The following is a 14,467-nucleotide window of genomic DNA, read 5'->3' as shown; positions in this document are numbered from 1 at the left end:
GGCAGGCCGGCGGGCGTAACCCCCTAGTTTTTGGCGGCGGCTGCTGCCAGTGGCGCCGCTGCGGCCGGCCCCGCCCAGCCTGCCCGTGCCAGCCAGTCCGCGCAGAGGGAGGGCCACTGGGCCGTCCCCGGTTCTTCGCCCGCCAGGCCCAGCCCGTGGCGGCCCTGCGGAAAGACGTGCAGTTCCGCCGGGACGCCGGCTGCCATCAGCGCGCCCGCATAGCGCAGGCTGTGGCCAACCGGCACCGCCGCGTCATCGGCGGTGTGCCAGAGGAACGCCGGCGGCGTCACGCTGCTGACGTGCAGGTCGGCGGACAGTGCTGCGAGGAGGTCCGACGGCGGCGCGCCGCCCAGGAGGTTGTCCACCGAACCCTGGTGCACTTCGTGCGTCAGGGACACGACGGGGTAGCAAAGGACGCTCAGGTCCGGGACCGCCGCGGGGACGTCCAGCCGCGGGCTGCCGGTGGCAGCCCCCGTGGAAAGGGTTGCAGCCAGGTGTCCGCCGGCGGAAAACCCGAGCACGCCCACCCGCTCCGGGTCCACGGCCAGGCCGTGAACACCGCTGCGGATGTACAGCATGGCCTCCTTGGCGTCTTCAAGGGGTGCCGGATGCCGGTCCGGGGCCACCCGGTAGCGCAGCACGAAGGCGTGGACGCCCAGCGAAGCCAGCCACTCCGCCACGGGCTCCGCCTCATGGTCCGCCTGTCTGGCGTACCCGCCGCCCGGAAGCACCAGGAACGCAGGCCTGGTGCCGCCCCCGCTTCCGGCGGCGGCCGGGACTTCCCTCAGGTCGATCGCCACGCTCATGCCGCCTCCGTGCTGCGGCGCAGCGTGACCTCGCCGGTGATGGGCTGCGGCGCGCTGTCGCCGTCGCCCGCCAGGGGCGCCGTGGCCCGGGTGGCGAGCCGGCCAATCTCCTCCAGCGGCAGGCTCACGGTGGAGAGTGCCGGACGGAAATCCCGCAGGGTCTCGATATCGTCAAAACCGGCAATGGCTGCGTCGCGCGGTATGCGCAGTCCTTCCGCCCGCAGTGCCGCTGCCGCTCCAATGGCCATGACGTCGTTCACGGCGAAGATGCACATCTTCGGGCCGGCCGGTTCCCCGGTTCCGGTGCTGCCGCCCTTGATCCGCGCTGCCAGCTTCAGGCCCGCCTCGTACCCGCCGGCCCGGTTGAAGGAACTGCGCAGGATTTCCGCCGGCGCCCGTCCTGCCTTCGCCAGGCCCTCCTGGAAGCCGTGGATCCGGTCGTCAGAGGTCAGCAGCCCCTCCGGTCCGCCGATGATGACAAAGTCCCCGCCCCAGTGCGCGGCCAGTTTGGCGGCCAGCGCGCCGGCAAGTTCCTGGTTGGGTACGGCCACCACGTGGTATCCGTCCTGCGCCGAGGCGCCCACCACCGGATGCCCGACGACGGCCACGCGCCCGCCGTTGCGGCAGTACCTGTCCAGCTCCGCCGCCAGTTCCGCGTTGTCCTCCTGGTCCTCGGTCCGGGACGACCGCGAACCGGCGATCACGATGGAGTCGGCGCGCCGGGCGGCAAAGGCGGCCACGGCTTCCTTCTCCTCGGCGGGCGCGCCGCCGGTGGTGGCCAGCAGGACCATCTTGCGCTGCTCCCGGGCAGCCTCCTGCACCCCGCGGGCGATGGCGGCGAAGTAGGGGTCGGCAATGTCATGGACGATGAGGCCGATAAGGCCGGAACTGGATTTGGCCAGGCCCTGGGCCTGGGCGTTGGGGATGTAGCCGAGCGAATCGGCCGCCTGGCGGACCCGGTCCGCGATGTCCTTGCCGGGCTTGCGTGCCGAGCCGTTGAGGACGCGCGATGCGGTAGCGGGGGATACCCCGGCGAGCCGGGCCACCTCGGTGAGGGTACTTGCAGCCACAGCATCTCCTGGGTGTCGTGGACCAAATTAAGCGGTTATCACATTATGGCGCAGAAACTTGTTGGCGGAAAGCGCTTGCCAACCAACGGTGCGGCGTGCATCATTGAAGAAGTGGGAATGCGCTTTCCCAATACGACTTGAGTAAAACTGCTCACTCACCGTGGAGGACACATGGGCTTCGAAACGAAAACGATCCGCATCGCCATGAACGGCATCACCGGCCGGATGGGCTACCGCCAGCATCTGCTGCGGTCTATCCTTCCGATCCGTGATGCCGGCGGCTTCACCCTGGAGGACGGCACCCGGGTCCAGGTTGAGCCCATCCTGGTGGGACGCAACGAGGCCAAGATCCGCGAGCTCGCCGAAAAGCACAAGGTTGCCGAGTGGAGCACCGACCTCGACGCCGTCATCAACGATCCCACCGTGGATGTTGTCTTCGACGCGTCCATGACCAGCCTTCGCGCCGCAACCCTGAAGAAGGCGATGCAGGCGGGCAAGCACATCTTCACCGAAAAGCCCACCGCGGAAACCCTCGAGGAAGCCATTGAACTGGCCCGCATCGGCAAGGAAGCAGGCGTCACCGCAGGCGTCGTCCACGACAAGCTGTACCTGCCCGGCCTCGTCAAGCTCCGCCGCCTGGTGGACGAAGGCTTCTTCGGCCGGATCCTCTCCATCCGGGGCGAATTCGGCTACTGGGTCTTCGAAGGGGACATCCAGGCCGCGCAGCGCCCGTCCTGGAACTACCGCAAGGAAGACGGCGGCGGAATGACCACGGACATGTTCTGCCACTGGAACTACGTCCTGGAAGGCATCATCGGCAAGGTCAAGAGCGTCAACGCCAAGACCGCCACCCACATCCCTGCCCGCTGGGACGAGGCCGGCAAGGAATACAAGGCCACCGCGGACGACGCCTCCTACGGCATCTTCGAGCTGGAAACCCCGGGCGGCGACGAGGTCATCGGCCAGATCAACTCCTCCTGGGCCGTCCGGGTCTACCGTGACGAACTGGTTGAGTTCCAGGTGGACGGCACGCACGGCTCCGCCGTCGCCGGCCTGAACAAGTGCGTCGCCCAGCAGCGCGCCCACACCCCCAAGCCCGTCTGGAACCCGGACCTGCCCGTCACCGAATCCTTCCGTGACCAGTGGCAGGAAGTCCCGGCCAACGCCGAGCTGGACAACGGCTTCAAGCTGCAGTGGGAAGAATTCCTGCGCGACGTCGTCGCCGGCCGCGAACACCGCTTCGGCCTGCTCTCCGCCGCCCGCGGTGTCCAGCTCGCCGAGCTCGGCCTGCAGTCCAACGACGAACGCCGCACCCTCGACATCCCGGAGATCACCCTCTAATGACCTCGCTCATCCTTCCCTCCTCCGACGGCGGCACCCGCGAGTACCGCCTCCAGGGTGCCACCACGTGGGCCCGCCCCACCGCCCCGCTGACGGCCCGGCGCGCCTATGCCGCCGCGCACGTCATTCCCGAAGTCCTCGCCGACAACACCCCCGGGACCCCGGCCCGGCTCGACTGGGACGCCACCATGGCCTACCGGCACGAGCTGTGGTCCTATGGCCTGGGCGTTGCCGATGCCATGGACACCGCCCAGCGCGGCATGGGCCTGGACTGGGCAGCCACCCAGCAGCTCATCAAGCGCACCGGCGTGGAAGCTGCTTCGGTGGTCTCGGCCGGCAACGCCGCAACCGCCGGCAAGTCCGTGCGCGACCTCGTGGCGTGCGGTGCTGGCACCGACCAGCTGGACATCGACTCCCTTCCCGTCGGTGAAGCCGGCCTCAAGGCAGTCCTTGAGGCCTACCGCGAGCAGATCGCCGTCATCAGCGAGGCCGGGCCCAAGGTCATCCTCATGGCATCCCGCGCCCTGGCCAAGGTGGCCAGCGGCCCCGAGGACTACGTGAACGTGTACTCCACCCTGCTGCAGGAAGTGGACCAGCCCGTCATCCTGCACTGGCTGGGGACCATGTTCGATCCCGCGCTCGCCGGCTACTGGGGCTCTGACGATGTGCCCGCCGCAACCGAGACGTTCCTGAACCTCATCAAGGACAACGCGGACAAGGTTGACGGTGTGAAGGTCTCGCTGCTGGACGCCGGCCACGAGGTGGCCCTGCGTGCGGCCCTGCCCGACGGTGTCCGCCTCTACACCGGTGACGACTTCAACTACCCGGAGCTCATCGACGGCGACGGCAGCCACCACTCGGACGCGCTGCTGGGCATCTTCGCGGCGATCTATCCGGCCGCCTCGGTGGCCCTGCAGAACTACGACGCCGGAAACGCCGCCAGGGCGCGGGAAATCCTTGACTCCACCGCGAGCTGGGCAAGCACATTTTCAGTGCCCCGACGTTCTACTACAAAACCGGCATCGCCTTCATGTCGTGGCTCAACGGCAAGCAGCCCGGCTTCCAGATGGTGGGCGGCCTGCACTCCGGACGGTCCGTCTGCCACCTGGCCAAAACCTTCGAACTGGCCGACCAGGCCGGTCTGCTGAAGGACCCCGCCCTGGCCGCCTTCCGGATGTCCGATTACCTGCGGATCAACGGAGTGGGAGTATGAGCGACTTTTCGCGCCTGTCCATCAACAGCGCCACCACCAAGAAATGGACCCTGGCGCAGGTCGTTGAGGGCTGCGTCAACGCCGGCATCCCCGCCATCGGCCCCTGGCGGGACCGCGTGGAGGAGGCCGGGCTGGACAAGGCCGCGCGCCTGATCAAGGACGCCGGGCTGCGGGTTTCCTCCCTCTGCCGGGGCGGCTTCCTCACGGCTGCCGACGCCGAAGGCCAGGCGGCCGCGCTCGCGGACAACCGGGCGGCCATCCTGGAAGCCGTTGCCCTGGACACCCGGGAGCTGTTCCTGGTGGTGGGCGGGCTGGCCCCGGCGGAGAAGGACGTGGTGGCCGCACGCCAGCGCGTGGCGGACCGCCTTGCCGACCTTGTCCCGTTCGCGGAGGAAAACGGTGTCCGCCTGGTGCTTGAGCCGCTGCACCCGATGTACGCCGCGGACCGTGCACTGATCTCCACCCTCGGCCAGGCGCTGGACCTCGCGGCCCCGTTCGACGCCTCCACGGTGGGCGTCGCCGTCGACACTTTCCATGTCTGGTGGGATCCGGAACTGAAGGCGCAGATCGAACGCGCCGGCCGCGAAAACCGCATCGCCTCCTACCAGGTGTGCGACTTCAACATGCCCATCGCCGCCGATCCGCTGCTCTCCCGCGGATACATGGGCGACGGCGTGGTGGACTTCGCCACTATCGGCACCTGGGTGCGCGACGCCGGCTACACCGGCGACATCGAAGTGGAAATCTTCAACCAGGAAATCTGGGACACGGACGGCAACACCGTCCTGTACACGGTGAAGGAGCGCTACGCGGAGCTTGTCCTCCCGTTCGCCTGACATCGTCCGGATACCTGGCCAGACCGCGGGCTCCTGCTACGTCACGGCAGGAGCCTGCGCCCCACAGAAAAGACCCGGACCGCGCACGCAGCGCGGTCCGGGTCTTCTGTGTGGTGGAGCTGTCTTCTGTGTGGTGGAGCTTAGGCGTACAGCGCCGCGCAGCTCCGGTAACGGGCCAGCACTCCAGCGTCGTCCCTGCCCGCGGAAAGAACGACGGCGTCTGCCGCCCACTCCGGGAAGCGTCCCGCCAGTGCCGCGGCGGCCTGCCGTGCGGCGCCGTCGGCCACGTATTCGCCCGGCTGCGGCACGGCGACATCAAGTTCCAGCAGCCGCGGTGCCACCTCCTGCACGGCGGCGGACTGGGCGCCGCCGCCCACCAGCAGGATCCGCCGGGCGGCGACCCCCTGGCCCTGCAGCGCGGCAAGCCCGTCGGCCAGTGAGCAGACCACGCCCTCGACGGCCGCACGTGCCATGTTCTCCGGGGTGTAGTTCGCGCGGGTGATGCCGTGCAGCGATCCTGTTGCGTCCGGCAGGTTGGGCGTCCGCTCGCCGTCGAAGTACGGGACCAGGGTCAGGCCCCCCGCTCCGGGCGCCGCCGACAGTGCCAGCCGGTTGAATTCCGGAAGGTCCACTCCCAGCAACGCCGCCGTCGCATCGAAAACGCGCGTGGCGTTCAGGGTGCAGACCAGCGGCAGGTAGTGCCCTGCGGCATCGGCGAAGCGGCCACCAGTCCGGAGGGGTCCGCCGCCGGCGTTTCCGAGACGGCAAAGACCGTGCCGGAGGTGCCCAGCGACATTACGGCGTCACCCAGCCGTGCGCCGGCGCCGAGGGCGGCGGCAGCGTTGTCCCCGGCGCCGGCGGCGACGAGGGCACCCTGCGGAGTCCGGCCTGCCGCTTCGAGCGGGCCGAGCACCCTGGGCAGCACCGGCGTGTGGCCGAGCGAGGCTGCCAGGACCTCCGGCAGGTACCGGCCGTCCGCCGTCGAGTAGTACCCCGTTCCCGACGCGTCGGAACGGTCCGTGGCCAGGGCCTTCAGTCCTTCCCCGCCGCTGCCGGGGCCGTGGCCCATCAGCCGCCAGGAAAGCCAGTCGTGCGGAAGGCAGATGGCAGCCACGCTGGCGGCGTTTTCCGGTTCGTTTTCCGCCAGCCAGTGCAGCTTGGTCAGCGTCAGCGAGGCTACTGGCACTGTGCCGGTCGTTTCTGCCCAGTAGCGGGCGCCTGCGGCAGTGTCGCCGCCGCCCGCCGTCTTGATCAGGTCCGCCGCGGCACCTGCGCTGCGGGTGTCGTTCCAGAGCAGGGCGGGCCGGACTACCTCCCCGCCGCTGTCCAGGCAGACCATGCCGTGCTGCTGGCCTCCCACGGAGACCGCGGCAACGCCGTCGAGCCCGCCGGCCCGGGCGATGGCTTCCTGGAGTGCCGTCCACCAGTGCTCCGGGTGGATTTCCGAACCGTCCGGATGAGCGGCCCGTCCCTGCCGTACCAGCGCTCCGGTGTCCGCGTCGCGGATCACCACCTTGCAGGACTGGGTGGAGCTATCGATGCCTGCTACGAGGGCCATGGCCTAGCGGGAGCCCAGGAGGTGTTCGATGGCGAGCTGGTTCAGCCGGACGAAGGCGAAGGAGCGTTCGGCGGCCTTGTCGGCGTCGAAATCCTCGAACGAGGCTGCGTCCTGGAGCAGGTCCGCGGCGGTTTCGCCCTGGGCAAGGGTGGCTTCGCCGAGTTCGAAGACACCGGAGGCCGCGAGGGCTTCCTGGACCTCGGAGTCTGCGCGGAAGGCGGTGGCACGTTCCTTGAGGAGCAGGTACATCGCCATGTTGGCCTTGGCGGACTCCCAGACGCCGTCGTAGCCGTCGGTGCGGGAGGGCTTGTAGTCGAAGTGCCGGGGGCCGTCGTACTTGGGGCCGCCGTTGGGGAAACCATTTTCGAGCAGGTCCACCGTGAAGAAGGCGCTGGTGAGATCGCCGTGGCCGAAGACCAGGTCCTGGTCGTACTTGATGCTGCGCTGGCCGTTGAGGTCGATGTGGAAGAGCTTGCCGGCCCAGAGGGCCTGGGCGATGCCGTGGGTGAAGTTCAGGCCGGCCATCTGTTCGTGTCCGGTCTCGGGGTTCAGGCCTACGATGTCGCCGTGCTCGAGCTGGGCGATGAACGCCAGTCCGTGGCCGACGGTGGGCAGGAAGATGTCGCCGCGGGGCTCGTTGGGCTTGGGCTCGAGCGCGATGCGGAGGTTGTAGCCCATTTCCTTGATGTAGGCGGCGGCTGTGTCCACGCCTTCCTTCATGCGGTCAAGGGCGGCGGAAAGGTCCTTGGAGCCGTCATATTCGCTGCCTTCGCGTCCGCCCCACATAACGAATGTTTCGGCGCCGAACTCGGCGGCGAGGTCGATGTTGCGCAGCACTTTGGACAGGGCAAAGCGGCGGACGGAGCGGTCGTTGGAGGTGAAGCCGCCGTCCTTGAACACCGGGTGGCTGAACAGGTTGGTGGTGACCATGGGTACCTTCAGGCCGGTTTCTGCGAGGGCTGCCCGGAAGTTCTTCAGGATCAGGTTCCGCTCCGAAGCGGTGGCTTCGAAGGGGATCAGGTCATTGTCATGGAAGGTGATGCCGTAGGCGCCGAGTTCACTGAGGCGGTGGACGGCTTCAACAGGGTCAAGGGCGGCGCGGGTGGCAACGCCGAACGGGTCGGCTCCCGTCCAGCCAACGGTCCAGAGGCCAAAGGTGAACTTGTCTGCGGGGGTGGGGGAGAGGGTCATTGATGCTTCCTTGCATTCGTGCCGCAGCAGTGCGGGCAATTAGTTCATTGCCTAAACTATATGCACCGCCGTAGGCTGGGGTCAAGAGGTCCGGCGCCCCAGCCGGAGAAAAATTCTTTAGGGAGGTTCCATTGGCGACTGCCCCGGCTTTGCCTGCAACTGCGGCCGGCGTGCCCGGAAGCATGGGCGACGTCCGCCGGAGCAATACCGCGCTGGTGCTTGGGGCAGTAGCCAAGGCGCCCGCCGGTGTCCACCCCAGCCGGGCCCAGCTGGCCACTGCCACGGGGCTGACCAAGCGTCCCGTGTCCAGCCTGGTCCTGGACCTCCTGGACGCGGGACTCCTGCGTGAAGCAGGGCAAAGCCAGCAGGGCCGCGGACGGCCCGGCGTCGGCCTTGAACTCAATCCCGCCCGTGGTGTCCTGGGCATGGAGATCAACGTCGACTACATTGCGGCGGGGCTGGTGGACCTGTCCGGAAACCTCCTGGTCCATGAAGTGCGCGAGCAGGACAACCGGTCCGCGGGTACAGGCCCCGTGCTGGCGGCACTGGCAGGCCTGGCCGGCACGGTCCGGGCGGCGGCGGGGGAGCACGGCGTCGAGGTCCTGGGTGGAGGGCTCGCGGTGCCCGGTCTTGTGGATCCGGCGGCGGCACGCATCCTCACCGCGCCAAACCTGGGGTGGGCCAACGTCACGCTGGAGCCCGGCGCGGTGCTGCCGGGCGCGCCCCTGGGCGTGTCACTTTTCAACGAAGCCAACGCAGCAGCCCTGGCCGAGGTACGGCACCGGCCAAAGGAGGGCTCTGACTTCCTGTTTGTTTCGGGCGAAGTGGGTGTCGGCGGCGGGCTGGTCATCGGTTCCGAACTGTTCACGGGCCCGGAGGGACATGCCGGGGAAGTTGGGCACGTGGTGGTGGAACCCGACGGCACCGGCTGCTCCTGCGGGGGAACCGGGTGCCTGGAAACAGTGGCGGGCCAGGACGCGATCCTTGCCGCCGCCGGTATCGCAGCCGATACCCGGACACGGTCTGCGTCGATGGCCCTGCTGGTGCAGGCGCTGCAGGCGGGCGAACCCGCGGCGCTGGCGGCCGTGAACCGTGCCGGCCGCTATCTCGGTGTGGCGCTGGCTTCGACCATGCGGGTGGTGAACATCGGCTCCGTGGTGCTCGGCGGCCACTTCGCCGTCCTCGATCCGTGGCTGCGGGCACCGCTGCTGGCAAGCCTCGGCAGGTACGCCCCCGGCAGGTTTTCCCCGGAGCAGGTGACTCTTTCCGTGGTGGGGGAGTCAGGGGCGCTTCTCGGCGCTGCCGGCAGCGTGGTCCGCTCGCTGATCGACGCGCCACACCTGCTGCAGTCCTGACGCGGCGTTAACGCACGACGCCTCCGGTTCCCCGAACCGAAGGCGTCATCCGGCGTGCCCCAGGAGGGAATCGAACCCCCGACCGGCGGATTAGAAGGCCGCTGCTCTATCCCCTGAGCTACTGAGGCAGGTGCATCCGGAGCTGAACTCCGGCGCCTCGAAAAGTTTACATTGCCGGGACTGCCTGTGGTGCGTGTCCATCCCCGCGTGGCCGACTTCCCCTCTACAGGCGTCGCGAATGCGATGTTGTCCACATAGGAGCTGCGTGCCCTCGTCCCGTCAACGCTCCGGCGGCAAGCTGGTCTTGCCTGCTAGGGCATCACCATTAACGACAGGACGAAGAGATGAGCGACACCATCACGATCCGGGGCTTTGTTGCCACCGAGATCACGAGCGGCACCACGCCGGGAGGAACCGCCACTGCCTCCTTCCGCATAGCTTCCACCACCCGTCGGCGCGACAGGGAAACCGGCGTCTGGTCTGACAGCCACACGAACTGGTTCCTGGTCCAGGGCTACCGGCATCTTGCGGGCAGCATTGGCTGCAGCATCAGGAAGGGCCAGCCCGTCATCGTGGTAGGAAAGCTCAAGATCCGCAGCTGGGAAAGGGACGGCAGGGTCTACTACTCCCACACCATCGACGCCGACTCCGTGGGCCATGACCTCATGTGGGGCACGGCCAACTTCACCCGTTCTTCCACGAAGCCGGCTCTCTCGCTTGTGGAGCACGGGACCCCTACCGGCCCGGCACACACCATCCACCCGGATGGCCCGCTCGACGAACCCGATGATGGCGACGACGACGTGGATGGCGGTGATCCTGCCGCCACCTACGTGGAGGACGGCGACGGCAACCTGGTGCCGCTCAATCTGGAAACAGGGGAGCTCGCCGAATCAGGAGTCTAGCTTTCCCCAATCAACGCGCCCCCCAGGTTCCTGGGCGGGCAGGGTGCCGGCACCCCCCGGCCGCGCCCTGTCCGCTCAGGCTGCAAAACCGGCCAGGTTGCCGTGGCAGAATGACAGCATGCGGCTTACTCCTGACCACCGGCAGATCAACAGGGCCGGCGGCTTCCCAGCTGCTCCCTCAGCATCCTTCTGTTTCCGGACGATGCCGCTTCGTATGCTTGCAAGCGCGGCTCTCCTAATCCTGATGTCGGCCTGTACCCCCGGCTCCACCACTGAACCTGTTGGGTCCGCCACAGGCAAAGAAGAGCCGGCTGCGCAAACTGCTCCCGCCGGGGATAGCGGAGCAGGCGGCCAGGCGCTCGCAGACACGTCGGCCAAGCCCTCAGCCAATCCCGAAACTGTGGCCACCGAAGAGGTCAAGGAGACGGTCACTACCGTGCTGACCCAGCTCGCGGCGGCGGCGCCCAAGCCGGCCACCGCCCAGGTGACCGACGCCCTTACCGGCGCCGGCATTGCACCCGGCGTCCTGCAGGTCTCCCAGAGCCGTACCCCCACCGGCCTGGAGGCTGATGCCATCGAAGCGGCGGTGCTGCAGGGCAAGGATTGCGTCATCGGCCAGGTCAGGGAAGGGACAGTGACGGTCATGGTCCTGCCCGTGCTGGCGAACGGCAAGTGCTTCGTCGGCTCCTGAGTCTGCCGCAAATATGAGTTAAGCCCGCCAACCCACTAGATTTGGAACCATGGCGGAATTTATCTACACAATGACCAAGGCCCGAAAAGCCGTTGGCGAAAAGCTCATTCTTGACGACGTAAGCATGTCGTTCTTCCCTGGCGCCAAGATTGGCGTTGTAGGCCCGAACGGTGCCGGTAAGTCCACCATCCTCAAGATCATGGCCGGACTGGACACCCCCTCGAACGGCGAAGCCCGGCTCAGCCCCGGCTACACCGTGGGTATCCTGCTCCAGGAGCCCCCGCTGAACGAAGAGAAGACCGTCCTGGGCAACGTCCAGGAAGGCGTGGGCGAGATCTACGGCAAGATCCAGCGCTTCAACGAGATTTCCGAGGAAATGGCCAGCCCGGACGCTGACTATGACACCCTCCTCGAGGAGATGGGTAAGCTCCAGGAAGCCATCGATGCCGCCGACGCCTGGGACCTGGATTCCCAGCTCGAACAGGCCATGGACGCCCTCCGCTGCCCGCCTGCCGACGCCGACGTCACCAACCTTTCCGGTGGTGAGCGCCGCCGCGTCGCCCTGTGCAAGCTTCTCCTGCAGAAGCCGGACCTGCTGCTCCTCGACGAGCCCACCAACCACCTGGACGCCGAAAGCGTCCTGTGGCTCGAACAGCACCTCTCCAGCTACCCGGGCGCCGTCCTGGCCGTGACCCACGACCGTTACTTCCTCGACCACGTGGCGGAATGGATCGCCGAGGTGGACCGCGGCCACCTGTACCCCTACGAGGGCAACTACTCCACCTACCTGGAGAAGAAGCGCGCCCGCCTGGAGATCCAGGGCAAGAAGGACGCCAAGCAGGCCAAGCGCCTCGCCGAGGAACTCGAGTGGGTCCGCTCCAACGCGAAGGGCCGGCAGACCAAGTCAAAGGCCCGTTTGGCCCGCTACGAGGAAATGGCCGCCGAGGCTGACCGTACCCGCAAGCTTGACTTCGAAGAGATCCAGATTCCGCCGGGACCCCGCCTGGGCGGCCTGGTGCTGGAGGCCAAGAATCTCCAGAAGGGCTTCGAGGACCGGGTGCTCATCGACGGACTGTCCTTCAGCCTGCCGCGCAACGGCATCGTCGGCGTCATCGGACCCAACGGCGTAGGCAAGACCACCCTGTTCAAGACCATCGTCGGCCTGGAGCCGCTGGACGGCGGCGACCTCAAGATCGGTGACTCCGTCAAGATCTCCTACGCGGACCAGAGCCGCGGCGGCATCGACCCCAACAAGACGCTGTGGGAGGTTGTTTCCGACGGCCTCGACTTCATCCAGGTGGGCCAGGTGGAAATGCCGTCCCGCGCCTACGTGGCCGCCTTCGGCTTCAAGGGCCCGGACCAGCAGAAGAAGGCCGGCGTGCTTTCCGGCGGTGAGCGCAACCGCCTGAACCTCGCGCTGACCCTCAAGCAGGGCGGAAACCTGCTGCTCCTCGACGAGCCCACCAACGACCTCGACGTCGAAACCCTCAGCAGCCTGGAGAACGCGCTGCTCGAGTTCCCCGGCTGCGCCGTCGTCGTATCCCACGACCGCTGGTTCCTGGACCGGGTGGCCACGCACATCCTGGCCTACGAAGGTGACGACGAAAACCCCTCCAAGTGGTATTGGTTCGAGGGCAACTTCGAGTCCTACGAGGAGAACAAGGTGGAACGCCTGGGCCCCGATGCTGCCAAGCCGCACCGTGTGACCCACCGCCGCCTGACCCGCGACTAGGAGTCAAGCGCCAAGGAGGCCGGCACCCGTTGGGTGCCGGCCTCCTGCGTATCGTCGTGCCTGCTACTCCCGGCCGGCTTTGCGGATCTGGTGTTCCAGGACCTTGGACTGGAAAGCCCCCACCACCTTGCTCTTCACATCCGTGGGAACCCGGACCATGCCCTCCTGCGCCACCGAAGCCACGTGCTGGCCGGCCTGGTTAAAGATCTTGCCGGTGGCCAGCCCGCGGGCGCTGCGCACTGGGGGACTCCTGGACGTAGAGCAGCCATTCATCAACGCGGGCGGGCCGGTGCCACCACATGGCGTGGTCGAGGCTGGCAACGTTCATTCCCGGCGTCATCCAGCTCAGGCCGTGCCGGCGCAGGATGGACTCGAGGAGCGTGTAGTCGCTGGCGTAGGCGAGGGCCGCCCGGTGCAGGTTGGCGTTGTCCGGCATGGGCCCGAACGTCTTCATCCACACCGCGTTGCGGGCTTCCCGGGTGCCTTTAGCCGAGATGTACAGCGGCGGATCCACGTGCCGGATATCGAAGGGCCGTTCATAGGCGTAGTGCCGCGCGACGGGATTGTCGAACTTGCCGAGCAGGTCCGCGGTGGAGGGCAAGGACTCGGGGTCCGGGATCCCGGCAGGCATGGCCGACTCGTGCTCGACGCCCTCGTCCTCGCCCTGGAAGGACGCGATCATCGACAGGATGGGCACGCCGTCCTGGTAGGCGTGGACCCGGCGGGCGGAAAAGGAGCGGCCGTCCCGGAGGCGCTGCACCCCGAACGTGATGGGCTTGTTGGCATCGCCCGGCCGCAGGAAGTACCCGTGCATGGAATGGACGAACCGCTCCGGGTCCACGGTGCGGATGGATGCGATCAGCGACTGCGCCAGGACCTGGCCGCCGAACACGCGGTGGTGGGGCTGCTGCTGCGACGGCCCAAGGAAGATGTCCTCGTCCGTCCGGGCTCCCTCCAGCTGGCCAAGGTCAAGCAGTTTGATCAGCGACAACGTGGGGTCACCGTTCGGCGGCGCCAGGAGTCCGGCTTCGGCTTCAGTCATGGTTTGACTCTAGACGGCGCCCCGGCACTGCTCAACCGCGGCCCAGCCGGTAGTGTTCTTGGTGTGTCTGATCTCCTCACCTCGTCCTTCCGCTTCGCTGATCCCCGCGATCTTGCCGACCTGAAGACTTATGCCACGCGCGCCAAAGCGATCGACGACGGCGCCATCCGGCTGCAGGCCGCGGGTTCCGTCCTCGCCGCGTACGTGTGCGTGCTGCGGCCCCGCCTGCTGGGTGAATCCACCCCCACCATCCTGGGGCTGCGCACCATGGCCTTGGCGGCGCCGTCGGAAACGGACGCCACGGTGACGTTGTCGGCTGTGCTGGACCGCCTGGCCAGGGCAGCGGAGGACGACGTCGAGCTGCCGGTTCCGCCCACCACCGTCACCGAGTCCTGGACCGGCGTGGGCGCGCCCCGCAGCGGCTGGGAGCTGCTAGGCCCGCGAAGCGACGCGTCCCTGCGGGAAGCAGCCGAAGCCGGAATCGCCGAAGTGGCCTCCATTGTGCCGGATAAGCCGGGCGCGATGATCGTCAACAACGCGAGGGCAGCCGTGTGGGGCAGGGAACTGGACGATTCGGGGCTGCCTGCGGGGGCAGCCTTCGCCGCCCTCGCCCTGGGTTTCCTCGCGGACGGCGACCAGAAGCTGTACCGCGCCGGCCGCTGGTTCCGGCTCTCCGGCCCCCGCGGACACGTCCTTGCCCGGACCGGAAGCGGGCTGCTCTAGGAGC

10 protein-coding genes, 1 tRNA gene and 3 pseudogenes are annotated in these 14,467 nt (G+C 67.9%); 8 read left to right on the top strand and 6 right to left on the bottom strand.

Annotated features, from left to right (window positions below):
• Positions 1–23: 23 nt before the first annotated feature.
• Positions 24–806, bottom strand: coding sequence for an alpha/beta hydrolase (locus G205_RS01135; protein ID WP_009372895.1), 783 nt, complete (start codon positions 804–806; stop codon positions 24–26).
• Positions 803–1,876 carry a LacI family DNA-binding transcriptional regulator gene (locus G205_RS01130; protein ID WP_009372894.1) on the bottom strand — a complete coding sequence of 358 codons (1,074 nt, stop codon included), beginning with the start codon at positions 1,874–1,876 and terminating at the stop codon, positions 803–805. Before G205_RS01130 ends, G205_RS01135 begins: the two co-directional genes overlap by 4 nt.
• A gap of 171 nt (positions 1,877–2,047) precedes the next feature.
• Here G205_RS01130 and G205_RS01125 point away from each other — a divergent pair, with 171 nt between their 5' ends.
• The 3 genes and pseudogenes from G205_RS01125 to G205_RS01115 all read left to right on the top strand — a co-directional run bounded on the left by G205_RS01125 (position 2,048) and on the right by G205_RS01115 (position 5,266).
• The gene (locus G205_RS01125) at positions 2,048–3,217 is read left to right on the top strand and encodes a Gfo/Idh/MocA family protein (protein ID WP_009372893.1); all 1,170 of its coding nucleotides are present in this window, start codon (positions 2,048–2,050) and stop codon (positions 3,215–3,217) included.
• Positions 3,217–4,430, top strand: a pseudogene (locus tag G205_RS01120) (dihydrodipicolinate synthase family protein). Before G205_RS01125 ends, G205_RS01120 begins: the two are co-directional and overlap by 1 nt.
• Complete coding sequence (locus tag G205_RS01115; RefSeq protein ID WP_009372892.1) at positions 4,427–5,266, top strand: sugar phosphate isomerase/epimerase family protein; 840 nt, start codon at positions 4,427–4,429, stop codon at positions 5,264–5,266. Before G205_RS01120 ends, G205_RS01115 begins: the two are co-directional and overlap by 4 nt.
• A 140-nt stretch (positions 5,267–5,406) precedes the next feature.
• Here the strand turns inward: G205_RS01115 and xylB are convergent.
• Positions 5,407–6,824 (bottom strand): annotated as a pseudogene (gene xylB, locus G205_RS01110) (xylulokinase).
• Positions 6,825–6,827: 3 nt separating this feature from the next.
• Positions 6,828–8,015, bottom strand: coding sequence for a xylose isomerase (gene xylA / locus G205_RS01105; RefSeq protein ID WP_009372891.1), 1,188 nt, complete (start codon positions 8,013–8,015; stop codon positions 6,828–6,830).
• A gap of 182 nt (positions 8,016–8,197) precedes the next feature.
• Between xylA and G205_RS01100 the strand changes: the two genes are divergently transcribed.
• Positions 8,198–9,370, top strand: a complete 1,173-nt coding sequence (locus G205_RS01100; protein ID WP_009372890.1) for an ROK family protein — start codon at positions 8,198–8,200, stop codon at positions 9,368–9,370.
• 55 nt (positions 9,371–9,425) lie between these two features.
• Here G205_RS01100 and G205_RS01095 read toward each other — a convergent pair.
• A tRNA-Arg gene (locus G205_RS01095) sits at positions 9,426–9,498 on the bottom strand.
• A 216-nt stretch (positions 9,499–9,714) separates the two neighbouring features.
• On the opposite strand from G205_RS01095, the gene G205_RS01090 reads away from it, so the two are divergent.
• From G205_RS01090 to ettA, 3 genes are all read left to right on the top strand, one after another.
• On the top strand, positions 9,715–10,275 hold the full coding sequence (locus G205_RS01090) for a single-stranded DNA-binding protein (protein WP_009372889.1): 561 nt from the start codon (positions 9,715–9,717) through the stop codon (positions 10,273–10,275).
• Positions 10,276–10,675: 400 nt separating this feature from the next.
• Positions 10,676–10,966: a DUF6993 domain-containing protein gene (locus tag G205_RS22340; protein ID WP_235046733.1), complete on the top strand. Its 291-nt coding sequence runs from the start codon at positions 10,676–10,678 to the stop codon at positions 10,964–10,966.
• A 49-nt stretch (positions 10,967–11,015) separates the two neighbouring features.
• Complete coding sequence (gene ettA / locus G205_RS01080) at positions 11,016–12,698, top strand: energy-dependent translational throttle protein EttA (protein ID WP_009372887.1); 1,683 nt, start codon at positions 11,016–11,018, stop codon at positions 12,696–12,698.
• Positions 12,699–12,761: 63 nt separating this feature from the next.
• On the opposite strand, the pseudogene G205_RS01075 reads toward ettA, so the two are convergent.
• Positions 12,762–13,740 (bottom strand): annotated as a pseudogene (locus G205_RS01075) (acyl-CoA thioesterase).
• A 63-nt stretch (positions 13,741–13,803) separates the two neighbouring features.
• On the opposite strand from G205_RS01075, the gene G205_RS01070 reads away from it, so the two are divergent.
• The gene (locus tag G205_RS01070; protein WP_009372884.1) at positions 13,804–14,463 is read left to right on the top strand and encodes a DUF8185 domain-containing protein; all 660 of its coding nucleotides are present in this window, start codon (positions 13,804–13,806) and stop codon (positions 14,461–14,463) included.
• Positions 14,464–14,467: the final 4 nt, after the last annotated feature.

The sequence above is a fragment of the Arthrobacter nitrophenolicus genome (assembly GCF_000332815.1).
GTDB classification, from domain to species: domain Bacteria; phylum Actinomycetota; class Actinomycetes; order Actinomycetales; family Micrococcaceae; genus Arthrobacter; species Arthrobacter nitrophenolicus.
This window is presented reverse-complemented; position numbering and strand designations above follow the sequence as displayed.

What these genes read in the sequence shown, in the direction of transcription:
- G205_RS01135 (WP_009372895.1), bottom strand. Translation starts at nt 806, where the DNA reads ATGAGCGTGGCGATCGACCTGAGGGAAGTCCCGGCCGCCGCCGGAAGC.
- G205_RS01125 (WP_009372893.1), top strand. Translation starts at nt 2,048, where the DNA reads ATGGGCTTCGAAACGAAAACGATCCGCATCGCCATGAACGGCATCACC.
- G205_RS01115 (WP_009372892.1), top strand. Translation starts at nt 4,427, where the DNA reads ATGAGCGACTTTTCGCGCCTGTCCATCAACAGCGCCACCACCAAGAAA.
- xylA (WP_009372891.1), bottom strand. Translation starts at nt 8,015, where the DNA reads ATGACCCTCTCCCCCACCCCCGCAGACAAGTTCACCTTTGGCCTCTGG.
- G205_RS01100 (WP_009372890.1), top strand. Translation starts at nt 8,198, where the DNA reads ATGGGCGACGTCCGCCGGAGCAATACCGCGCTGGTGCTTGGGGCAGTA.
- G205_RS01090 (WP_009372889.1), top strand. Translation starts at nt 9,715, where the DNA reads ATGAGCGACACCATCACGATCCGGGGCTTTGTTGCCACCGAGATCACG.
- ettA (WP_009372887.1), top strand. Translation starts at nt 11,016, where the DNA reads ATGGCGGAATTTATCTACACAATGACCAAGGCCCGAAAAGCCGTTGGC.